Here is a 23,036-nt window from a genome sequence, read left to right on the forward strand (position 1 = left end):
CACACTGCCAATCGCAACCGCCGAGAAACGCACCACCATAGCAAAAATCAGCGCCATCATAGTGCCAGAAAAAATCAGCCCCGGCCTTTGCCATTCCAGCCATTTGGCGATGTCATTGATGGTATGATCCAGCGCGAGCACAGGCACCATAATACCAATCGCTAACACAGTGCCGGGCACGGCATAGCCCATCGACGCCAAACGCATATTGCCTAAGCTCAATTTATTGGGTTGCACGCGCTGACAAAAATTCACCACCAGCGCCACCACCACACTCACCAGCGCCGCCGATAAAGACACATATAAGCTATTGAGTGCGAACTCGCGAAACTCTGCCGTCCAGCTTGTGGCAAAATAATTGATCGCGTAGATAAGCAATTGCCCAACAGGCAATAAAAATGCAACCGCCACCAGCCCCCAACACCAAATCAGCGCCGCGACTTTTTGCCAACCTTTGAGTAGATAACGAAAATCCTCGCGGCTGGTAAATTGGTTTTGAAACAGCTTTTGCTTGCGGCGGCTATAACGCTCAGCGCTGAGTAGCAACAAGATAAACACCAACATAATGGCTGAAATCTTCGCCGCCGCGGTAAGGCTTGAATAGCCAAGCCACGTATCGTAAACCGCAGTGGTGAGCGTATTCACCGCGAAATAACTCACGGTGCCAAAATCTCCGATGGTTTCCATCGCCACCAGCGATAAGCTGACGGCGATCGCCGGACGAACTAAGGGCAACGAGACACGGCGAAAACTTTGCCAAGGGGTGCATTTTAATAGGCGCGCGGATTGCAGCAGCGACACATTTTGCTCCATGAAAGCGGCGCGGCACAGTAAGTAAACATAAGGGTAAAGCACCAGCGCTAGAACGATTGCCGCGCCAGTCAGAGTGCGAATGTCAGGAAACCAATACTGTTTGGCCTGCCAACCGGTGACATCGCGCAGCCAAACTTGAATCGGCCCAGCAAAATCAAACCAATCGGTAAAGATATAGCCGACGATATAACCAGGCATTGCTAACGGCAGAACTAACGCCCATTGCAGAATGCGCTCGCCCGGCAAACGGCACATCGCCATTAACCATGCGCTGGGAATACCAAACACTAAGGTCAGCAGCATGACACCGCCAGTGAGTGCAATGGTATTAAAGGTGTAGGTGGGCATCACTGTCGACATAAGATGCGCAAACAGTTCATCTGTTTCGCCCACTGCGGTGTAAAAAATGGCCACAATCGGCAATACCAACAGTACGGCAAGCACTCCACTGCCAGTTTGCCAAATAAAGTTGTTATCTTTCATGATGTCCTAATTTACAAAGCATAAGCCCAGTAAGTTAACTTACTGGGCTTCGCGTGTCTTGGTTTGCCGCGCAAGAGTTTTAAGCGCTTAACAATTACAGATCAAATTGAACTTCATCAAGAAGTTTAATCGCAGTTTCATGGTGAGCTGCGATTTCATCCAGTGATAGAGTATCCGCTTTAAAGTCGCCCCAAGACGCAACCAATTCTGAACGCTTCACGCCTTGCTTAACCGGGTACTCAAAGTTGATTTCTGCATACATACTCTGTGCTTTATCGCTGGATAAAAATTCCATTAATTTCAAAGCATTTTCGCGATTTGGCGCATATTTGGCCATCGCCATGCCGGAAATGTTAACGTGAGTTCCGGTGCTGTTTTGATTCGGGAAATTGATGTAAACCGATTCAGCCCACGCTTGCTGATCTTTATCCGTCATCATCTTGCCTAAGTAGTAGCTGTTGCCCAGTGACACATCACACAAACCTTCTTTGATCGCCTTTACTTGGCCGCGATCGTTACCTTGAGGTTTACGTGCCAGATTGGCTTTAACGCCTTCAAGCCACTGCTTGGTTGCCGCTTCACCATGATGCGCAATCATCGCAGAAATCAGCGAAATATTATAAGGATGCTTGCCGCTGCGCGTACAGATTTTACCTTTGAATCCAGGCTTGGCTAAATCAAGATAGTCGAAGTCTTGACCAAGTTTACCAACGCGTTCTTTAGAGGAGTAGACAGAGCGGGTACGCGTAGTAAGACCAAACCATTCGTTATCGGTATCTTGATACTGGCTTGGAATATTGGCTTCTAAAATATCGCTATTTACTGGCTGTACCACGCCTTTATCGGTCAGTTCGGAAAGACGAGCAATGTCGACGGTCAACAGTACATCAGCGGGACTGTATTCCCCCTCTTGAACTAGCTTTTCCGCGATACCGGTTTTAGCGAATTTGACGTTGACGCGAATACCGGTTTCACGACTGAATTCATCCAGCATCGGCTCGACCAAAAATGGTTGGCGGTAAGAGTAGACATTCACTTCTTGTGCGGCAAAACTTGACGCGCTAAATAAGCTACAGGCCAGTGCAGAAAGTGGAAAAAGCTTGTTCATCAATCAGTCCTTTACAATTAATAATCATTATCAGCAACAAGATTATAATAGCCCAGCAAGACGAAACAATCTGCTAACAAAAAAAAACCTGCCACGAGGGCAGGTTTTTCGTTTCGTTTTGTAAATCAACGATTATTTAACAGTAACGAACTCTGGGTAAGCACCAACACCACAGTCATGCATATCCATACCTTCCATCTCTTCATCTTCAGAGACGCGGATACCCATAGTTGCTTTCAGAATGCCCCAAACGATCAGGCTTGCAATGAATACCCAGGCGAAGATAACTACAGCACCTAGAAGCTGAGAACCGAAAGATGCATCGCCGTTGCTTAGTGGCACAACCATTAGGCCGAAGAAACCACATACACCGTGAACTGAGATTGCGCCCACTGGATCGTCGATTTTAAGTTTATCAAGACCGATGATTGCAAATACTACAATCGCACCCGCTACTGCGCCGATAGCAACAGAGTATAGTGGGCTTGGTGATAGAGGATCTGCTGTGATAGCAACAAGACCTGCCAACGCACCGTTAAGGATCATAGTTAGGTCTGCTTTACCCCAAGTGGTTTTACACACGAGAAGTGCTGCGATAGAACCTGCTGCTGCTGCTGCGTTAGTGTTTAGGAAGATTTGACCTACTGCCGTTGCGTTCTCGAAGTCAGAAACCATCAATTGAGAACCGCCGTTGAAACCAAACCAACCGAACCATAGGATGAAGGTACCAAGGGTTGCTAGAGGCATGTTTGAACCTGGGATTGGGAAAATCTCACCGTTCTTACCGTATTTGCCTTTACGTGCACCAAGTAGAAGCACGCCAGCTAGTGCTGCTGCTGCACCCGCCATGTGTACGATACCAGAACCTGCGAAGTCGCTGAAACCAGCTGCAGATAGGAAACCGCCGCCCCAAGTCCAGTAACCTTCCATTGGGTAGATAAAACCAGTCAGTACCACAGAGAAAACTAGGAATGCCCACAGTTTCATACGCTCAGCAACTGCACCAGAAACAACAGACATTGCCGTTGCAACGAACACTACTTGGAAGAAGAAGTCAGATTCTAGAGAGTGATCTGCGCCTTCACTTTGAGTGCCGATTAGTGCACCAAATGAAGGAAGCCAGCCACCTTCTGCGTTATCTACGTACATGATGTGGTAGCCCACAACCAAGTACATAGTACAAGCGATTGCATAAAGAACGAAGTTCTTGGTTAGAATTTCAGTGGTGTTCTTTGAACGGACAAGGCCCGCTTCAAGCATGGCAAAACCTGCCGCCATCCACATAACCAACGCACCGGAAATGAGGAAGTAGAAGGTGTCAAGTGCGTAACGTAACTCCGTTACTGTTGTTGCGATTTCCATAGTATTACTCCAATCCTTATTATTCTTTTACAGCGCTTCTGTATCCATTTCACCAGTACGGATACGAACCGCATGGCTCAGATCGTAAACGAAGATTTTACCATCACCGATTTTGCCGGTGTGCGCGGCTTTAGTAATGGCTTCAATAACTCGGTCTACATTCTCAGCTTGAGTCGCGATCTCTAACTTAACTTTTGGTAGAAAATCCACCTGGTACTCTGCACCACGATAAAGCTCGGTGTGGCCCTTTTGACGTCCGAAGCCTTTCACTTCTGATACAGTCATACCTTCGATGCCCACATCAGCTAGTGCTTCGCGAACATCGTCCAATTTAAACGGTTTGATTATGGCGTTAATGAGTTTCATTGCATCCTCTCTGAAGCAGTCATCCTTTTCAGGTAAATAAACAAAACAAGTGTTGTGCCAACTTTTTAACTCATTGATAAATATGAAAATAAATAAATATCACGTCAAATAGCAAAAAGGCTTGCACAAATATTGTGCAAGCCTTTCCCTAAAATAATGCGTATATTTTACTACTCACCAATTCAGTGCACCGATAATTAACCGAATACGAAACGGTGCCACTCATTCAGCATCAATTCAAAATCATGCAATCCACACAAACTAATGCTTTCGCTCTCATAGATAGAAAAATCCTCATCAATAAGTTCATCATCATTCCCATCCATGGCGTTTTGCTTGATTTCGACTTCATCATGCAAAATAAATAGGCTGATCTCGGTTCCAATTAAGCAAAAAGATTGCCCTGGCGCACGCTTGGCTTTTTCAATTAAATCAAAAACCTCATTGAGCTTAACGCGATCTTTATTGATCTCTTCTTGCAGCCATCTGCCGAGAACTTCGTGCCCCATCGAAAAAGCACAATAATAACTACCGTCTAAGGTGTTCTTCTTAAATTCATAGTCCATGGTGATTCCAATTGACTGATCGCTATAGCGTGATTATTTATCCCTGTTATTATCCTTGATTCGGCCCGCACACTCCACACACAAATCATGCAGTTAAACGAAGTGATCGCCAGACAGATCGTCGAGCGCGCAATGAAAATTATCCACTACTCCATAAATGTGATGGATGAGAAAGGCAGGATCATCGGTTCGGGCGATCCCAACCGCTTGTACCAGCAGCACGAAGGCGCGATTCTGGCGCTCAATGATAACCGTGTTGTGGACATTGATATCGCCACCGCAGAGAATCTCAAAGGCGTCAAACCTGGCATCAACTTACCGATTCATTATCAGAACCAACCCATTGGTGTGGTTGGTATTTCTGGCGAACCCAATGAAGTGCGTTATTATGGTGAGCTGGTCAAAATGACCGCAGAGCTTATCGTCGAACAAGCCGATATGATGTCCAAGATTCAGTGGAATAAGCGCCATAGAGAAGAACTACTACTTCAGTTGATCAAAGGATCGTCGCTCAACGAAGACCAGCTAAATTCGATTGCTCAGCGCCTCAATCTCGACCTTAGCCAGCCCCGTATCGCGGCCGTGGTTAAGGTTTTCCCCAAAAAGGGGCATGTGGTGACCTTGGAGCACCTGCAACGCACTGTACATTTGCTTGAATACCCCGAAAGAGACAACTTAGTGGGTATTTTGTCGGTGTCCGCCAATGAAGTGGTGGTATTAAAACCGATCACGTTGACGGCTCAAGGCTGGTCGTGGCAGAGCGAAGCAAAGCGCACTCAGCAACTGCTAAAACGGGTCAAGCAAGAGCCGCAATTTTCGATAAAAATTGCTCTTGGGGAGTATTTCCCTTCACTATCCGGGTTATCGCAATCCTTTGAAACCGCTAAATTAACTCTCAAACATACCGTCAATCACTCCGGCAGTATGTTCTTCTATCAAGACTACAAGTTACCGGTGCTATTAAGTGGTATTCGTTACCATTCATGGCAATCGGATCTGCTGCGTAAGCCGATGGAAAAACTGCACCAACACGACAAAAAAGGCGTGCTGCTAAAAACCTTATGCGTATATTTTTCACAAAATTGCGACTTGCATCAAACTAGTGCGTTGCTGCATATTCACCGTAATACCCTGCGCTACCGTCTTGAACAAATAGAAACCATAACCTCTCTAAGTTTCAATAAGTTAGATGAAAAAACCTTGTTATATTTAGCCAGTAATTTCTACTAACCAAATGCCAAGTGTTGTTCAACTGCACAATAAACTCAGCTTTGCGGTGGTATTTTTTTGTTCAATATAACAAAGATGCAATCATGCACTTTCCATATAGTAACCAGTGCATAAAAACACCCACTAATATTATGGAATTGGAACATGGTTGAAGTCTCTACATTAGGTGCATTAGCGGCATTAGTCGTAGCTATCGTACTGATTTTGAAAAAAGTCCCACCAGCATATGGCATGATTCTCGGTGCTCTGGTTGGCGGTGTCATTGGCGGTGTCTCACTCACTGAAACCGTCGGATTAATGATTGGCGGCGCGCAAGGTATTGTCACTGCTGTACTGCGTATCTTGGCTGCAGGCGTGCTCGCAGGCGTATTGATTGAATCTGGTGCAGCGACCTCGATTGCTGAAACCATTGTTAAAAAGGTGGGCGAAACCCGCGCTTTGTTAGCGCTGGCTTTAGCGACAATGATTCTAACTGCGGTCGGCGTGTTTGTAGACGTTGCCGTGATCACCGTATCGCCAATTGCCCTTGCGATTGCGCGCCGCGCAGACCTATCAAAAATGGCGATTTTGCTGGCGATGATCGGTGGTGGTAAAGCGGGTAACGTCATGTCACCAAACCCAAATGCGATTGCCGCAGCAGACGCCTTCCATGTTCCCCTAACCTCAGTAATGGCAGCCGGCATTATTCCAGGCTTGTGCGGGCTAGTATTTGCGTATTTTATTGCCAAAAAACTGGTGAACCGTGGTTCTAAAGTCGCTGAGCACGAAGTGGTTTCGGTTGATCACAGCCAGTTGCCCGGTTTTGGTGCTGCCATTGTGGCGCCTTTGATTGCGATTGCCTTACTTGCCCTGCGTCCGATTGCCAACTTCAATGTTGACCCGCTAATTGCCCTGCCACTAGGTGGCCTCGTCGGTGCCTTAGTGATGGGACGTTTTCGTGACACCAACCACTTTGCAGTTTCCGGTTTAAGCCGCATGGCGCCTGTTGCTGTGATGCTTTTAGGCACAGGTACCTTAGCGGGCATCATCGCTCACTCAGGTCTGAAAGGTGGATTAATTGATGTGCTTACCGCTTCTGGCTTGCCTTCCTATCTTCTCGCGCCAATTTCTGGTGCAATGATGTCTTTGGCAACAGCGTCGACCACTGCAGGTACTGCGGTCGCCTCAAACGTATTTAGCCACACCATTCTTGAACTTGGCGTTCCAGCCCTTGCTGGCGCGGCAATGATTCACTCAGGCGCGACCGTTCTTGACCATATGCCACACGGGAGTTTCTTCCACGCCACTGGCGGTGCGGTACACATGGACATTCGTGAACGTCTTAAATTGATCCCGTACGAATCCGCGGTTGGTTTGATGATTGCTTTCGTATCCGTAATGATATTCGGCGTATTCGGCTTTTTCGTCTAGCGGGACTTTAGGAGAAACAAATTATGAAAATTGTCATTGCGCCAGACTCGTTTAAAGAGAGTCTTACAGCGATGGAAGTTGCCCAGGCGATAGAGAAAGGCTTTCGCCAAGTGCTGCCTAACGCACAATACATCAAACTGCCAATGGCTGATGGTGGAGAAGGTACGGTGCAATCTTTGGTCGATGCCACTTCCGGCTCTATCATTGCAGTGCCAGTCACGGCCCCACTGGGTAACCAAGTTGATGGCTTCTTCGGTTTGCTTGGCGATGGCGAAACCGCGGTAATCGAAATGGCGGCGGCATCAGGTTTGCACTTGGTGCCAAGTGAGCAAAGAAACCCGCTTATCACCAGCAGCTTTGGCACTGGTGAATTGATCAAAGCCGTTCTCGATCGCGGCGTTAAGCACATCATCATGGGAATTGGCGGCAGCGCCACCAATGATGCTGGCCTTGGCATGGCGCAAGCTTTGGGCATCAAAATGCTTGATGAAAACGGCGAGCAACTCGGTGCTGGCGGCGGTGAGCTTAGCAAATTGGCCCACATTGATGTCTCTGGTTTAGATCCTCGCCTTGCTGATGTGAGTTTAGAAATCGCCTGTGACGTCGACAACCCGTTGTGCGGCCCTAAAGGCGCATCACACGTGTTCGGCCCGCAAAAAGGCGCAACACCTGAGATGGTTAAGCAATTGGACGCCAACTTGGCGCACTTTGCCAAAGTGCTGACATCAGACTTAGACCAACAAGTTGAGCATCTGCCGGGCGCTGGTGCAGCTGGCGGTATTGGCGCAGCGTTTGTCGCACTCCTTGGTGCCAAGTTGCGCCCTGGAATTGAAATTGTGATGGATGCGGTCAGCTTTGATGATGTTATCGCCGACGCGGATTTAGTGATCACTGGCGAAGGGCGAATCGATAGCCAAACCATTCACGGTAAAACCCCGATTGGCGTGGCGCGCAAAGCTAAAAACCATGCACTACCTGTGATTGGTATTTCTGGCTGCCTGACCAACGATTGTGGCGTCGTCCACGAGCACGGTATTGACGCAGTGTTTGCTGTGGTCAACAGCTCGGTGAGCTTAGAAACTGCGCTCAAAGAAGCGGCGGTGAATATCGAGCTCACTGCACGCAACGTCGCAGCGTTATATCAAATTCACGCTTAAAAAATTTAAATCTCCACAACGAAAAAAGCCGCTCAGCAGTACCGAGCGGCTTTTCTTTTATTACGCGTTAAGCGATTGCGTATTACGCAGGCTCTTGGAAAATCACCTGTTGCGCTTTCTCAACGTAATTACCCATCAAGTGGAAGTTCAAGTAACGGTAAGTATCTGCAGCCGTTGCATCAATTTGCTCTGCGTATTGCAAGTACTCTTCTTTAGTCGGAATACGACCAAGAATCGCACCCACCGCAGAAAGCTCTGCTGAGGCCAAGAATACGTTCGCACCATTACCTAAACGGTTCGGGAAGTTACGCGTTGAAGTAGACATGACCGTCGACTTCTCAGCCACACGTGCTTGGTTACCCATACACAGTGAACATCCTGGTGTTTCAATACGTACCCCTGCACGACCAAAGATGCCGTAGTAGCCTTCTTCAATCAGCTGGTCTTTATCCATCTTAGTTGGCGGAGCCACCCAAAGACGAGTTTCAAGCTGACCATTGTACTTATCAAGCAACTTACCGGCAGCGCGGAAGTGGCCGATGTTGGTCATACATGAACCGATGAACACTTCATCAATCGCAGTACCTTGAACATCCGACAACAAACGAGCGTCATCTGGATCGTTTGGCGCACAAAGAATTGGCTCATCAATTTCCGCCAAATCAATTTCGATAACGTGCGCGTATTCCGCGTCTTTGTCTGCTGACATCAATTCTGGATTCGCCAGCCACTCTTCCATTGCTGTCACGCGGCGCTCGATGGTACGGCGATCGCCATAACCTTCAGAGATCATCCACTTAAGCATGGTGATGTTAGAGTTTAGGTATTCAGAAATCGACTCTTTCGACAGTTTCACGGTACAGCCAGCAGCAGAGCGCTCAGCCGATGCATCAGAAAGCTCAAACGCTTGCTCAACAGTTAAGTGCTCAAGACCTTCGATTTCTAGTACGCGACCAGAGAATTCGTTGATCTTACCGGCTTTCTCAACCGTTAACAGACCTTGCTTAATGCCGTAGTAAGGGATCGCGTGTACCAAATCACGTAGCGTGATACCCGGTTTCATCTTACCTTTAAAACGAACCAACACAGATTCAGGCATATCAAGTGGCATCACACCGGTTGCAGCAGCAAACGCCACCAAACCAGAACCTGCCGGGAAGGAAATACCCAGAGGGAAACGAGTATGCGAGTCACCACCAGTACCGACAGTATCAGGTAGCAACATGCGGTTTAGCCACGAGTGAATGATACCGTCACCTGGGCGCAGTGATACGCCGCCGCGGTTCATGATGAAATCAGGCAGAGTGTGGTGAGTGTTGACGTCAACTGGTTTTGGATACGCCGAGGTATGACAAAACGACTGCATCACGAGATCGGCCGAGAAGCCAAGACACGCTAAATCTTTAAGCTCATCACGAGTCATAGGGCCAGTGGTATCTTGCGAACCAACGGTAGTCATTTTCGGTTCACAGTAAGTGCCTGGGCGAATACCTTCTACACCACACGCTTTACCGACCATTTTCTGAGCCAGGGTAAAGCCTTTACCAGAATCAGCAACAGGAACCGGTTTAGAGAACACATCGCTTGGCGCAAGACCTAACGCTTCGCGCGCTTTGTCAGTCAGACCACGACCGATGATAAGAGGAATACGGCCACCGGCACGCACTTCATCAAGCAGAACATCGGTTTTCAGTTTGAATTCTGCCAACACTTCATCGGTGCCGTGAACGCAGACTTTGCCTTGGTATGGGTAGACATCAATCACATCACCCATGTTCATTTTCGAAACATCAAGTTCGATTGGCAAAGCGCCCGCATCTTCCATGGTGTTGTAGAAAATTGGCGCTATTTTGCCGCCAAGGACAAAACCACCAGCGCGTTTGTTTGGCACGAATGGAATGTCATCGCCCATAAACCAAAGCACTGAGTTGGTTGCCGATTTACGTGATGAACCGGTACCAACAACGTCACCAACGTAAACCAATTGGTGGCCTTTCTCTTTTAGCGCTTCAATTTGTTTGATTGGACCAATGGTTCCTGGCTGATCCGGCTCAATGCCTTCACGCTCGTTTTTGAGCATGGCTAACGCATGCACTGGAATATCAGGGCGAGACCATGCATCAGGTGCTGGGGAGAGATCATCGGTGTTGGTTTCACCAGTAACTTTAAACACCGTCAGAGTGACTTTGTCATCCAGTTTTGGCTTTTTCAGGAACCATTCGGCATCTGCCCAAGATTGGAGAATGGTTTTAGCATATTCATTGCCATTTTTGGCTTTTTCTTCAACGTCGTAGAAAGCATCAAACATCAATAGTGTATGAGACAGCGCTTTCACTGCGATAGGGGCAAGTTGCTCGTCTTCAAGCAAAGAAACTAGAGGTTCAATATTGTAACCGCCCTGCATGGTACCAAGCAGTTGGGCAGCTTTTTCGCGACTGACTAGAGGAGATTCGACTTCACCTTTCGCCACTGCAGTTAAAAAACCAGCTTTTACGTAAGCGGCTTCATCAACACCAGGTGGGATTCGGTTTTCCAGTAGGTCAAGAATAAATTCTTCTTCACCTTGAGGGGGATTTTTCAGAAGTTCAACCAGACCAGCAGTTTGTTCTGCATCTAGTGGTTTAGGGACGACTCCTTCGGCAGCACGCTCTGCGACGTGTTTACGGTAGGCTTCAAGCACGACTTTTTCCTCTCATTGCGGTTCCTCCTGTATTTTTTTAAAAATGAGGAGTGAACATCCTTGGAAACTTGGCTCCCTTTCGCCTTTTTATCACTCATTTTTGACTGAGAAACAGCGCCAGAGAGGCCAAACTGTGGAACGGAGAATAGCAAATTTAACTAAAAATTAAAATCTCATCATTTTGACCAACATAGCAACTTGGGACAAAAATTGATGAATATGACTGTTTTATCCTATGTCTTGAACCAGTGCACTATTTAAAGGTAGTACCTAAGATCAAGTACACAGAATTATATCCCTGCTCGGTATGACCATAACTGAGCATAATCGGCCCAAGTGGCGAATCAATGCCGGTAAAAACCGAGCCTGCGACATACAAAGGCAACTCATCGAGATGCAAGTCTTGATCAGACCATACACCACCATACTCCAACGACGCGCCGAGATAAAACGGCGATGTAAACAAGCCAAAATCATTATCAAACCAGCGATAACGATACACCAAACTGGTAAAGGCTTTGTTTTGACCAACCAAGCTATTACGCGGCACACCGGATAAATTTAAAAAACCACCAATTTCTTTAGGATCAATCGGTACCGTTTGGTTTTTATTGCTCACCAGTTCGATATCGGTATTCGCCATCAGAGTATGCCGCTCACTGGTAACCGCGCCGATAAATTTGGCCTGAAACTCATGCGAAGTATCAGAGCCCGACACGATATCCAACTGCAGTTGCTCGTCGTTAATCTTATCGTGCGAGGCCACGTACTCGAGGTTCAAATATGCACCGTGAGTTGGCAAACTGTAATTATCTAGCGAATCAATTCGATAGTTAATAAACGCGCCAATGCTATGAAAGTTTATCTCACCATAAGCTGGCAAAGTTGAGAAATTACCAATTCCGTTGGTATAACGCGCACCAATCTTAAGTTCTCGCCACAATGATGGCTGATAGCCCATCGCGATTTCGGCTCTCCAGCGCTTGTAATTGACCGGTAAAAAGTTATCAATGGCGTGCAAATTGGTATCACCATAGCCATCAACTGGCGCACTACGCTGCTCGTCTGAATATGAGACACCAAAGGTGGTAAACGCCTCTTCATGCGAGAAAAATGGCGAATACAGCTGCGCTTCAAGCAGCTTATCAGTCCCCATTTCAAGGTTGGTACGCAATTCGGCGCCATGCTGATTTAAGTCCGTGAAGTTGAGTGTCATGCCCAATGAATATTGGCTTTCGGTATCAAAGTCATCTTCAAGGAAGAAACGAAAATTGAGGTAGTTTGGCCCCCAAGATTTTTCGTTCACATCGACGATCAAGGTATCTTCACCATCGATATCTTGGTAGCGATAGTTAATCAACTCAAAACGATCCAGTGCGTAGAGATCTTGCACTCGCTGCTCGAGATCTTCGGAATCATAAGTCTTGCCAGCTTCAAGGTTGAGTTTGTTCTGCAAAATACGATCGCTGTAGTGAGTTTTATTGTTGATCACTACTTTGTCGACTTTGGTCTGCGATCCATAGTGCAAAGACTTGCGCACTTCCTCTTTATGATCCACATAACGCTGATAATCCGCTTGCGACAGCGCTAACTTGGCCAACTGCTTTTTCATCGCCATGACCGCGCCGTAGCCTTTCACATACGCTTCGGGCATTTTCTGGAATTCGGTGGTTTCCATATCGCCGACTTCAGGGCGAATCAGATAATCGCTATCGGTCAGAGTATCAGCTTGCTCTTTGGTGCTGCGACGCACCAGATAATTCGACAACTGCTCACCAACGGTAAACAGGGTTTTAAAATCGTCTTCGGTTTTGTAATCGGTACTGATATCAACAGCGATTACCACGTCGGCGCCCATTTTACGCGCAATGTCGACCGGCATATTGTTAATCACGCCGCCATCAACCAATAAGCGCCCATTAAGGTGGTATGGCGGCAAAGCGCCTGGCACCGACATACTCGCCATCATCGCATCGATAAGGTTTCCTTTGTCGAGCACCACAGGTTCTAGCTTGACGATATCGGTCGCCACCGAGCGATAGGGAATAGCAAGATCATCAAACGAGTTAAAACTCGGCAGGTTTCCCGAGGTTTCGCGCAAGATCTTTAACATCCCCTGACCTTGCACCAGGCCGCGATAAGCGCGAACCTCACCCCAACGCACACCAATGTCAGTGGTGAGCTGATATCTGTCTTCATACTCTTTGTCGCGAATGCGCCTATCACTGCGACTGACTCGGTCACGATAGCCACTATTCCAATCGATGGAATAGATAAAAGCTTCGATTTCATCCGCGCTCATACCGGTGGCATACAATCCGCCAAAGAACGCTCCCATACTGGTTCCGGTAACGAAATCGACTGGAATGTGCAAATCTTCCAATGCTTTAAGTACACCGATATGGGCAGCGCCTTTCGCGCCGCCGCCAGCCAATACCACGGCGACTTTGGGCTGATGTTCAGGAACAGTAGGCAATGATTCGGCGTGCAAAGATGTGCTTAACGCCAATAACGACAAAATAAAACCGTATCGCACCTTGGAGTAGTATCCTTATTATGTTTGCTTTCAATAGCAACTAAGCCATGAGCGCTATAGTGCACCACATGGCTTAGTGAAAATAACCTAATCGTCGTGACCACATGAGTATAAGTCACAACACTTGGTAGCGATTACCGAGTAAATAACAGCTCACCAATTAAATAGCAGATCACCAAGTAAATAGGCGCTTAATCCATTGAGCGGGTTGATCTTCGCACTGTTTTTTCAACTCGCCATCACGGTCCCAGACTGGCAGTTTTTGGCGATCATTACAATCCAGCTCTAATCCACCTTGGCCATTGCTCGCAAAACCTAGCGTAGTAATACCTTTTGGCCAAGGCAATACCAATTTTTGTGGCACACGTTGACCTAAGTATTCGGCGTAGATTCTCAGCGCGCCCGATGAACCAGTTAAATGCGTCGGTTTGTTATCATCGCGACCAACCCAAATCGTGGTCACTTCACGACCGTCGACACCGACAAACCAGCTATCACGAGTATCATTACTGGTACCGGTTTTCCCTGCCAGAGCCGCCCAGCTGAACTGGTTTTGCAAATAACGGCCAGTGCCTTCCAATACGCCACGTTTCATCGCATAAGTGGTTAACCACGCCGCTTGTTGATCGACCGCTTGGTTCACTTTTGGAATCGATTCAAACAGTACTTTTCCGTCTAGATCGATCACAGAGCGCAACGCTGATAAACGAGCTTTCTTACCTGAATTAGTCAGGGTTTGATACATTTGAGCGACCTGAATTGGCGTTAGGGTAAACGAGCCCAAGAACATCGAAGGTACCGGACGAATCTCCTGCTCATCAACGCCAAGTTTGGTAAACGTGTTCACCACATTGGGAATACCCAGTTGCATGCCCAGCGCCACCGTCGGCACGTTAAGCGACTTAGCTAATCCTAAATACAGTGGCACATCGCCACGGTATTCACGGTCATAGTTGCGCGGCGTCCACAAATTGCCGTTGTTATCTTTTAGCGTCAATGGCTTATCGTGTAAGGTGGTCGCCAAATTATATTTATCCGGCTGCTCCAGCGCAGTTAAATACACAGCAGGTTTGGCGAGTGAACCAATCTGGCGGCTGGCATTCAATGCGCGGTTAAAGCCATCGTAGCCAGCTCGTTTACCACCGACCATTGCACGAATTTCACCGCTGTTACGATCTACCGCAATAGCCGCCGCTTCCAGATCGTCACCTGCGACTTTAGCCAGATCAGGGATCTTGCGTGCAATCGCCTGCTCGAGTTCGTTTTGCGACACCGGATCCAATGACGTAAATACGCGCAGGCCAACTTCTGACTGGAACGCATCGCCGACTTTCTCACTCAGTTCCGCTTTCAGCTGCTCGAAATAAGCGGGCTGGCGGCTGGCAATGCGTGGATTGTCTTGAATATCCAGCGGGCGACTGGCCGCCGCTTCGTATTGAGCAGGCGTTAAAATATCCTGCTGCATCATTAATTTAAGAACTAAATCGCGACGCTCTTTGGCGCGCTCAGGATAGCGCACCGGATTATAGTAAGACGGGCCTTTGACCATACCCACCAACAGCGCTAATTGATCAATGCGCAGCTCTTCAATCGGTTGTCCAAAGTATAAACGCGATGCCAGACCAAAACCGTGGATGGCTTCACCACGGCTTTGACCAAGGTACACTTCGTTCAAATAGCCTTCGAGAATGCGATCTTTGCTGTACCGATAATCAATGATCAGCGCCATATACGCTTCGCGTAATTTACGCCAGATGGTGCGATCACTGGATAAAAAGATGTTTTTCGCCAACTGCTGAGTCAAGGTACTGCCACCTTGTACCGTGCGACCAGCCTTAATATTGGCAACAAATGCGCGCGCAATCGCCACCAGCGAAATCCCATCATGGCGGTAGAAATTGCGATCTTCCGTTGCCAGCAGCGCATCCACCATCACTTCAGGAAACTGATCGCGGCGCAGGAACAAACGCTGTTCATCTTGATTTTTTTCCAGCATGCCGAGCATTTTCGGCTCAATGCGCAAGTAACCAAGGTCGCCACTTTGCTCAAGCGATTGAATGCGCTGCAAGCCCGAGTCGTTGAAATACAACATCACGTGACGATCCGGCTCCGGACCATCAGAAAATTCAAACGGACGACGAATCATCTCTATTTTGGTCGACGAAGAAGAATACTCGCCGGGATAATGTGGCTGCGCAACTTTACGGTAATTGAGCACATCCAGTTCATTGCGCACTTCTTTAAGCGAGATGTCATCGCCCGGCGCCAAATTGAGAATACGTGCGTAAACTACCGTTGGTAAGTCAAACAGATGGCCTTCAAAGCGCTGTTTCACAATGCTGTCTAAGTAGATGCCTACAAAAATGAGAATCGCGATCATCACCAGCGCGACTTTCCAGCCAATACTCCACAGCACTTTTAACCAACTTCGGCGTGGGCCGCTTGAGTTAGCGCTGCTTTTTTTAGCAGATGCGTTGTTTTTTGCCGTCGGGCGGCGCTTCGTGCTCGGCTTTTTAGGCGTTTTATTATCGGTCATGAATTTAGCTGTCGTTTGGTTTTAGTTGTTGCAACATGGGTTGCAGGATCATCAGGCCATACATGTTTGGGATAGCGCCCTTTCATCTCTTTCTGGACCTCTTTATATGCCCCCTGCCAAAAGGCGGCTAAATCTTGGGTCACTTGAAGCGGACGCTGCGCCGGAGAAAGCAGTTCCATCACCACGTTAATTTTGCCATTGGCGACAGTCGGTGAGGTTTGTTCGCCAAACACTTCTTGCATGCGAACAGAAAGTACCGGATTTTTTCCCTGTTGATAGCGAATCGCTTTGCTGGTCCCTGTTGGTAATACGTAATGCGTAGGCAACCACTGATCGATTGATTGATTCAGAGGCCAACCTAAATAAGCCATTAAGGCTTGATAGACGTCGACTTTGTTGAGCAATTTTACCGAATGAACACCGATTAAATACGGTTCTAACCAATCGTCTAATTTCTCAAGTAATGCCTCGTTTGTCAGTGGTGGCCAAGCTTCATCGGCCATCCACATCGCGCCGCAACGTGCGCGTTCAAGCAATCCTGCTGCTTGGGGTGTCCAATGTAATACTTCCAGACCATTTCGGCGAACATAACTAAGTAAAGCTTGCGTCATTTTTTCGCGTGGCGGGGAGGCAAGCGCTTGACGTTCGATGACTAATTGACCCAGTTGCTTGCGCTGCTCAGCCACTAAACGGCCTCGCATATCGTCCCAGTCAACCCAATCGACGCGGCGAAATAGCGCAGGCATTTGCGACTCGAGCGCCTTGATATCCAGCGCCGCAGCCATGAGAATTCGACTGGCTTCACGGCTATTGGTACTACGCATCAAATCCACCACAATTAAATACGCTTCATTGGCGAGTGGCTCATGCTCATCCAACATAGCGCCGTGACCATTGGCCAGCCGATAAGTACTTGAGGAATGACTGCGGCGCTGAGCAATCCGATCAGGAAAAGCCGCGCACAGCAGCAAGGCAGCACTTTGACTACTAATGTCACTTACATGGTTGGTAATCGGGCATCCCATCTGCTGAGCCAACTGTTTATAGCGCTGGGCAACGCGTTTTTGCGCTTGATGTCGACCTTGTTCAAAACGATGTAGGCTTTGCAATACGTCAATTTGCTGCTTTTCGGGGTCTTCCAAGAGCGCCGCCAATAGTGCCGCAGTTTGAGTCAGCTTGACATCTTGTTTGGCAAAACACAGCATTGCACCGATGCGCGGGTCCACTCCTAAGGCTTGCACTTGCTGGCCAGCGGGCGTCAGCATTAAGTTCTCATCCATCAAGCCCAGCGTTTGGAGCAGATCGCGTGATTGGGCCATCGCCGCCGCAGGTGGCACATCCAGCCAACACAAATCGCTGACTTGCGAAGTGCCCCATTGCGCCAATTCCATCGCCAAAGACGATAAATCACTGCGTAATATTTCCGCCACCGGAACCTGAGCTTGCTGCTTAAGCTGAGCTTCGCTGTACAGGCGCACGCAAATTCCCGGCTCAATACGTCCAGCGCGACCAGCGCGTTGCTCAGCCGAAGATTGCGCAATACGTGTCTGCTCAAGTCGGCTAATGCCGCTACGTAAATCAAACCAAGCCTGACGTTCTAAACCGCTATCAACCACAATACGAATGCCTTCAATGGTGAGCGAGGTTTCGGCAATGTTGGTTGCCAACACCACTTTGCGCCGACCACCAGCGGCAGGAGCAATTGCCTGCTGCTGCATCGCTGGGCTTAACTGACCATACAACGGACAGATATCAACATCATTGGCGAGATCTTGCAGGCGCTGTTCAAGATTTTTGATCGCGGCAACGCCTGGCAAAAATGCCAAAATTGAACCGGATTCGCTGCCAAGCAGTGCGGTGATTTTACTCGCCATCACTGCAGTGAATGAATCATTGGCAGCCAAAGGCTGATAGCGAACTTCAACCGCAAATGCTCGACCATCGGACTCGATATACGCGGCGCTGGGCAACATTTGCGCCAGCGCGTGCTGATCTAATGTTGCCGACATCACCACCAGCTTAAGATCCTCACGCAGCGCCTGTTGAATTTCCAAACACAGCGCCAACCCGGTATCCGCGTTTAAGCTGCGCTCGTGGTATTCATCAAACATCACCATCGCAACGCCGCTAAGCTCTGGGTCGCTTTGAATCATGCGAGTTAGTACGCCTTCAGTGACGATTTCTAACCGAGTGTCACGGCTGGTTTTGGTTTCGCCGCGAACGCGAAAACCGACCGTTTTGCCGACCGGCTCTCCCAATTGCTTGGCCAAATAGTCGGCAATATTGCGCGCGGCCAGCCGACGCGGCTCCAGTACAATGATTTTGCCATCGAGCAAATTGGCTTGCAGTAAACGCAATGGAAAACAGGTAGATTTGCCCGCACCTGGTGCAGCTTTGAGAATAATTTGTTGGTTATCGGACACCGCAGCTAACAATTGCGGCATCACTGTTTCAATCGGCAGTTGTGACAATACAGAAACCTTGTGGTGTAATGACGCTAGACATTGTACATAAAAACAGTAGAAAAATGCACTTTGAACCCGCTCTCAAGCCCGCGACTTTAATCAAACGCTACAAACGCTTTCTTGCCGACATCACTTTACCAGACGGCTCACAGCGTACCATTCATTGTGCTAACACTGGCGCGATGACTGGCTGCGCGACGCCTGGCGATCGAATCTGGTACTCAACTTCCGATAATCCGAAGCGCAAATACCCTAATAGCTGGGAACTGGTCGAGACCACAAAAGGGCACACCATTTGCATTAACACTGCGCGTGCCAATCCGCTGGCGGTAGAAGCGATCGAATCAGGTGCAATCAAAGAGTTGCAAGGCTATGATGAACTTCAAACCGAAGTAAAGTATGGTAATGAAAATAGCCGTATTGATATATTGCTCAAATCAAGTACTCAGCCTAGCTGCTATATAGAGGTGAAAAGTGTCACCTTGTTGGATGATACACAACCCGGACAAGGTTACTTTCCCGATGCGGTCACCACGAGAGGACAAAAGCATTTAAGAGAACTGATGGAAATGGTGGGAAATGGAAGCAGATCGGTACTTTTGTTTGTTGTTTTACACTCAGGTATTGAAAAAGTCTCTCCAGCACACCATATAGACGCGAACTATTCAAAATTATTGAAACAAGCGCAAGGACAGGGAGTCGAGGTGCTTTGCTACAAAGCAGTTGTGACTGAAACGGGTATGACACTGTGTGAAGCAATTGAATTGTGTAACTGACAAAAAATTGATGTTGCCTTCACATTGACAATAACTTTACTAATCAGTGTTTGCCACCCCCTATTCTTTTTGCTATAGATACCCGCCTCAAATTAACTGCTCGAGCAGTTGACTAGGTGTTAGTAGGAGATGCTGCATGCCAGAATCAAAGAAGAAAGCGCTAGGCATCCTAGCCATTGCTGGTGTTGAGCCATACCAGGAAAAAGCAGGTGAAGAGTACATGTCACCTGAGCAACTGGCTCACTTTAGAAAGATTTTAGAAGCTTGGCGCAACCAGCTAAGAGAAGAAGTCAACCGTACTGTGCACCACATGCAAGACGAAGCGGCAAACTTCCCAGATCCGGTTGACCGTGCATCTCAAGAAGAAGAGTTCAGCTTAGAGCTACGTAACCGTGACCGTGAACGTCGTTTGATCAAAAAGATCGAAAAGACTCTGACCAAAATCGAAGACGATGATTTCGGTTTCTGTGAGTCTTGTGGCGTTGAAATCGGTGTTCGTCGCCTAGAAGCGCGTCCAACAGCTGATCTATGTATCGACTGTAAAACGCTTGCTGAAATCAAAGAAAAGCAAATGCAAGGCTAATCACTTGCATTGAGTATTTAAAAGGGAGCTTGCGCTCCCTTTTTAGTTTGAACCGCTTTTAGTTTGATACGCTCAAACTAAAATTCAACGATTTACTGTGACAGCAACAGCGTAATCTTTGCGAGCACACTCATGACATACATCGGACGTTTTGCCCCCTCACCCTCTGGTCCTTTGCATTTCGGTTCACTTGTCGCTGCGCTAGGAAGTTACTTTCAAGCGCGCTCTCAACACGGCCAGTGGCTAGTAAGAATCGAAGATCTAGATCCACCACGTGAGATGCCGGGCGCCGCAAGTGCGATTTTGCGCACTCTTGAAGCCTACCAACTGGAGTGGGACGGCGAGATCGTCTATCAAAGTCAGCGTCATTCTCTTTATCAACAACAAATTAATGCTTGGCTTTCACAGGGCGATGCCTACTACTGCCGATGCACACGCAAGCAGATCAAACAAACTGGCGGCTTTTATAGTGGCACGTGCCGCGAGCTTAAGATTCAGGACTCGCACGGCTGCGCCATTCGGCTCAAAATGCACCATCCAGTGTATCAATTTGATGACCAGCGCCACGGTGTTATCGCCATTCCCAACCCGCTGGCGGATGAAGATTTCATTATTAAACGTCGCGATGGCTTGTTCGCCTACAACTTGGCGGTAGTATTAGATGACATTGCCCAAGGCGTAACCGAAGTGGTACGCGGTGCAGATTTGATTGAGCCAACAGGACGCCAGATAAGCCTCTATAAACTGCTCAATCAGCCATGCGTTAGTTATCTGCATCTACCGTTAGCACTGGATGAACATGGCCAAAAATTGTCTAAGCAAAACCACGCCACTGCGATTGATGATAGCAATCCAAGACCGGCGCTGATTGCAGCAATGAACTTTTTAGGCTTTGATATTCCTAAACAAGTATTACAAGCTACACTCGGTGAAATCCTCCAATGGGGCATCGAAAACTGGCAGATTTGTCAGCTCCCCGACACGCTTGAGATCACACCGAGATTCTCAAATGAGTCGCGCTAAGCTATCATTAGCCGCAAATTTCATCCCTAACCGGGCCTAAGTGGATAACCCAAGCAAGGTTGGCTTTAGTGATTATTGCCAAAAGCACATGAATAAGAACGATATAAAACCTAGCGAGGCAACGCATTTTCCAGAACTCGCTTTGAATCTCATAACTCGAGAAGAGCACAACATCTCCCGCAAGCAGATCAGTGATAATGCGCTGAAAGTCCTATACCGCCTAAATAGCGCAGGGTTTGACGCATTTTTAGTTGGGGGTGGTGTGCGCGATTTACTTTTAGGACACACGCCCAAAGATTTTGACATTGCCACCAACGCTACGCCAGAACAGATCAAAAAACTGTTTAGAAACTGTCGTTTGATTGGCCGTCGATTCCGTCTCGCCCACATTATGTTTGGTCGCGACATTATTGAGGTGGCGACCTTCCGTGGTCACCATCAAGAAAATACTCAGCATATTGCCCAGCAATCGAAAGAAGGCATGTTACTGCGTGATAACGTCTATGGCAGTATTGATGAAGACGCCGAGCGTCGCGATTTCACCATCAATGCCATGTACTACAACATCGCTAACTATGCGATTCACGATTATGCTGGCGGCGTTGAAGATCTTGAAGACAAGCTGATTCGCTTGATTGGCGATCCAGAAACGCGCTATCGCGAAGACCCAGTGCGCATGCTGCGTGCGATTCGCTTTGCGGTAAAATTGGATTTCGATATCGAAGAAGAAACCGCCGATCCGATTGAACACCTCGCTCACTTGCTTAAAGACATTCCGTCAGCGCGCCTTTACGAAGAGTCGCTGAAAATGCTACAGACCGGGCTTGGGCTGGAAACCTATCACCTAATGCGTGAATATCAGTTATTCCAACCCCTGTTCCCGACCATCTCTGAGTTTTTCACTGCAGATTACTCATCGAAAACCGAGCAGATGCTTGACCTAGTTCTTGATGCCACCGATCAACGCATTGAAGAAGGTAAACGCATTAATCCAGCATTTATGTTTGCAGCAATGCTGTGGTACCCAATGCTGGCGAAAGCCGATGAGTTGATGGCAACACGTAATTTCGCTTATTACGATGCAGTAATGGAAGCCGGTAACTTGATCATCGACGAACAAGTCAAAACCATTGCCATTCCACGTCGTCATACCGCGACCATTCGTGAAATCTGGCAATTGCAGCTGCGTCTACCACGTCGCAACGGTAAGAGAGCCTTCCGTTTGATGGAGCTGAATAAGTTCCGCGCCGGCTTTGATTTCCTCGAAATGCGCGGCGAAATCGAAGGTGAAGAGACAAAGCAGCTTGCGAAATGGTGGGAAACCTTTCAAAATGCGGGCCGCAATATGCGTCAAGCCATGGTTGCCGACATCGATGGAGCTAACCCAAAACCTAAGCCTCGTCGCCGTCGGAATACTAAGAAAAAGGCGAATAGCGCATCATGATCACGGCATACATTGCAGTGGGCAGTAACCTGGCTGACCCAGTCAGTCAGGCGAAACTGGCAATTGAAGCATTAAAAACGCTGCCCAATAGCCAGTTTGTTCAAGCCTCATCGCTATATAGCAGCACGCCAATGGGGCCACAAGATCAACCCGACTACATCAACGCAGTCGTAGAAATAACCACAAACTTAACGCCACTGGCTTTGCTTGATTGCACTCAAGCAATTGAGCTAGAACAAGGGCGCGTACGTAAAGAAGAGCGTTGGGGACCAAGAACCCTAGACCTAGATATCTTACTTTATGGCGATCAGGTGATCGATTCCGAGCGACTTGTCGTGCCTCACTACGGCATGAAACAGCGCGAATTTGTGCTGTACCCGCTAGCTGAAATCGCACCGAATTTAACTTTCCCTGATGGGACTGAGCTCCCGACTCTACTGAACTCAGTAGCTAGAAACGGACTCAGCATTTGGCCATTTTAGCCAACCCCTGCTAAGG

At 48.0% G+C, this 23,036-nt stretch carries 17 protein-coding genes; 8 read left to right on the plus strand and 9 right to left on the minus strand.

The features are described from left to right. From BLS03_RS12975 to BLS03_RS12995, 5 genes are all read right to left on the minus strand, one after another. A partial coding sequence (locus tag BLS03_RS12975) for an ABC transporter permease (protein WP_093274596.1) occupies positions 1–1,296 on the minus strand: 1,296 nt, incomplete at its 3' end. Positions 1,297–1,390: 94 nt separating this feature from the next. Continuing rightward, complete coding sequence (locus tag BLS03_RS12980) at positions 1,391–2,404, minus strand: Fe(3+) ABC transporter substrate-binding protein (protein WP_093274599.1); 1,014 nt, start codon at positions 2,402–2,404, stop codon at positions 1,391–1,393. Between the two features lie 132 nt (positions 2,405–2,536). Next, the gene (locus tag BLS03_RS12985; protein WP_093274604.1) at positions 2,537–3,766 is read right to left on the minus strand and encodes an ammonium transporter; all 1,230 of its coding nucleotides are present in this window, start codon (positions 3,764–3,766) and stop codon (positions 2,537–2,539) included. Positions 3,767–3,793: 27 nt separating this feature from the next. Next, positions 3,794–4,132, minus strand: coding sequence for a P-II family nitrogen regulator (glnK, locus tag BLS03_RS12990; RefSeq protein ID WP_093274608.1), 339 nt, complete (start codon positions 4,130–4,132; stop codon positions 3,794–3,796). A 197-nt stretch (positions 4,133–4,329) separates the two neighbouring features. After that, the gene (locus BLS03_RS12995; RefSeq protein ID WP_093274610.1) at positions 4,330–4,698 is read right to left on the minus strand and encodes a YacL family protein; all 369 of its coding nucleotides are present in this window, start codon (positions 4,696–4,698) and stop codon (positions 4,330–4,332) included. Positions 4,699–4,785: 87 nt separating this feature from the next. Between BLS03_RS12995 and BLS03_RS13000 the strand changes: the two genes are divergently transcribed. The 3 genes from BLS03_RS13000 to BLS03_RS13010 all read left to right on the plus strand — a co-directional run bounded on the left by BLS03_RS13000 (position 4,786) and on the right by BLS03_RS13010 (position 8,495). Next, positions 4,786–5,928 carry a sugar diacid recognition domain-containing protein gene (locus tag BLS03_RS13000; RefSeq protein WP_093274613.1) on the plus strand — a complete coding sequence of 381 codons (1,143 nt, stop codon included), beginning with the start codon at positions 4,786–4,788 and terminating at the stop codon, positions 5,926–5,928. 144 nt (positions 5,929–6,072) lie between these two features. Continuing rightward, on the plus strand, positions 6,073–7,338 hold the full coding sequence (locus tag BLS03_RS13005) for a GntP family permease (protein WP_093274615.1): 1,266 nt from the start codon (positions 6,073–6,075) through the stop codon (positions 7,336–7,338). A 23-nt stretch (positions 7,339–7,361) separates the two neighbouring features. After that, positions 7,362–8,495 carry a glycerate kinase gene (locus tag BLS03_RS13010; protein ID WP_093274617.1) on the plus strand — a complete coding sequence of 378 codons (1,134 nt, stop codon included), beginning with the start codon at positions 7,362–7,364 and terminating at the stop codon, positions 8,493–8,495. 82 nt (positions 8,496–8,577) lie between these two features. Here BLS03_RS13010 and acnB read toward each other — a convergent pair whose 3' ends face one another. The 4 genes from acnB to hrpB all read right to left on the minus strand — a co-directional run bounded on the left by acnB (position 8,578) and on the right by hrpB (position 18,718). Continuing rightward, entirely contained in the window at positions 8,578–11,175 is a 2,598-nt protein-coding gene (acnB, locus tag BLS03_RS13015) for a bifunctional aconitate hydratase 2/2-methylisocitrate dehydratase (RefSeq protein ID WP_093274620.1), read from the minus strand. A 253-nt stretch (positions 11,176–11,428) separates the two neighbouring features. Further along, positions 11,429–13,711 (minus strand): patatin-like phospholipase family protein, encoded by a 2,283-nt coding sequence (locus BLS03_RS13020; protein ID WP_093274624.1) that lies wholly within the window; start codon positions 13,709–13,711, stop codon positions 11,429–11,431. Positions 13,712–13,883: 172 nt separating this feature from the next. After that, a complete protein-coding gene (mrcB, locus tag BLS03_RS13025) occupies positions 13,884–16,247 on the minus strand; it encodes a penicillin-binding protein 1B (RefSeq protein WP_093274626.1) in 2,364 nt (787 codons plus the stop codon). Beyond that, positions 16,244–18,718: an ATP-dependent helicase HrpB gene (hrpB, locus tag BLS03_RS13030; RefSeq protein ID WP_093274628.1), complete on the minus strand. Its 2,475-nt coding sequence runs from the start codon at positions 18,716–18,718 to the stop codon at positions 16,244–16,246. The genes mrcB and hrpB overlap by 4 nt, the downstream gene beginning before the upstream one ends. Before the next feature lie 56 nt (positions 18,719–18,774). On the opposite strand from hrpB, the gene sfsA reads away from it, so the two are divergent. The 5 genes from sfsA to folK all read left to right on the plus strand — a co-directional run bounded on the left by sfsA (position 18,775) and on the right by folK (position 23,020). Next, positions 18,775–19,488, plus strand: a complete 714-nt coding sequence (gene sfsA, locus BLS03_RS13035) for a DNA/RNA nuclease SfsA (RefSeq protein WP_093274631.1) — start codon at positions 18,775–18,777, stop codon at positions 19,486–19,488. Positions 19,489–19,624: 136 nt separating this feature from the next. After that, on the plus strand, positions 19,625–20,071 hold the full coding sequence (dksA, locus tag BLS03_RS13040; protein WP_093274633.1) for an RNA polymerase-binding protein DksA: 447 nt from the start codon (positions 19,625–19,627) through the stop codon (positions 20,069–20,071). 132 nt (positions 20,072–20,203) lie between these two features. Continuing rightward, the gene (gene gluQRS / locus BLS03_RS13045; RefSeq protein ID WP_093274636.1) at positions 20,204–21,094 is read left to right on the plus strand and encodes a tRNA glutamyl-Q(34) synthetase GluQRS; all 891 of its coding nucleotides are present in this window, start codon (positions 20,204–20,206) and stop codon (positions 21,092–21,094) included. A gap of 88 nt (positions 21,095–21,182) precedes the next feature. Further along, positions 21,183–22,538, plus strand: coding sequence for a polynucleotide adenylyltransferase PcnB (gene pcnB / locus BLS03_RS13050; protein ID WP_093274639.1), 1,356 nt, complete (start codon positions 21,183–21,185; stop codon positions 22,536–22,538). Then, positions 22,535–23,020, plus strand: coding sequence for a 2-amino-4-hydroxy-6-hydroxymethyldihydropteridine diphosphokinase (gene folK / locus BLS03_RS13055; RefSeq protein ID WP_093274642.1), 486 nt, complete (start codon positions 22,535–22,537; stop codon positions 23,018–23,020). The genes pcnB and folK overlap by 4 nt, the downstream gene beginning before the upstream one ends. Positions 23,021–23,036 lie beyond the last annotated feature (16 nt).

Origin of the sequence: Vibrio xiamenensis (assembly GCF_900100015.1) — a bacterium.
Classification (GTDB): domain Bacteria; phylum Pseudomonadota; class Gammaproteobacteria; order Enterobacterales; family Vibrionaceae; genus Vibrio; species Vibrio xiamenensis.

What these genes read in the sequence shown, in the direction of transcription:
- BLS03_RS13010 (WP_093274617.1), top strand. Translation starts at nt 7,362, where the DNA reads ATGAAAATTGTCATTGCGCCAGACTCGTTTAAAGAGAGTCTTACAGCG.
- mrcB (WP_093274626.1), bottom strand. Translation starts at nt 16,247, where the DNA reads ATGACCGATAATAAAACGCCTAAAAAGCCGAGCACGAAGCGCCGCCCG.
- BLS03_RS12985 (WP_093274604.1), bottom strand. Translation starts at nt 3,766, where the DNA reads ATGGAAATCGCAACAACAGTAACGGAGTTACGTTACGCACTTGACACC.
- BLS03_RS12995 (WP_093274610.1), bottom strand. Translation starts at nt 4,698, where the DNA reads ATGGACTATGAATTTAAGAAGAACACCTTAGACGGTAGTTATTATTGT.
- gluQRS (WP_093274636.1), top strand. Translation starts at nt 20,204, where the DNA reads ATGACATACATCGGACGTTTTGCCCCCTCACCCTCTGGTCCTTTGCAT.
- folK (WP_093274642.1), top strand. Translation starts at nt 22,535, where the DNA reads ATGATCACGGCATACATTGCAGTGGGCAGTAACCTGGCTGACCCAGTC.
- BLS03_RS12980 (WP_093274599.1), bottom strand. Translation starts at nt 2,404, where the DNA reads ATGAACAAGCTTTTTCCACTTTCTGCACTGGCCTGTAGCTTATTTAGC.
- glnK (WP_093274608.1), bottom strand. Translation starts at nt 4,132, where the DNA reads ATGAAACTCATTAACGCCATAATCAAACCGTTTAAATTGGACGATGTT.
- BLS03_RS13005 (WP_093274615.1), top strand. Translation starts at nt 6,073, where the DNA reads ATGGTTGAAGTCTCTACATTAGGTGCATTAGCGGCATTAGTCGTAGCT.
- BLS03_RS13000 (WP_093274613.1), top strand. Translation starts at nt 4,786, where the DNA reads ATGCAGTTAAACGAAGTGATCGCCAGACAGATCGTCGAGCGCGCAATG.
- dksA (WP_093274633.1), top strand. Translation starts at nt 19,625, where the DNA reads ATGCCAGAATCAAAGAAGAAAGCGCTAGGCATCCTAGCCATTGCTGGT.
- pcnB (WP_093274639.1), top strand. Translation starts at nt 21,183, where the DNA reads ATGAATAAGAACGATATAAAACCTAGCGAGGCAACGCATTTTCCAGAA.
- sfsA (WP_093274631.1), top strand. Translation starts at nt 18,775, where the DNA reads ATGCACTTTGAACCCGCTCTCAAGCCCGCGACTTTAATCAAACGCTAC.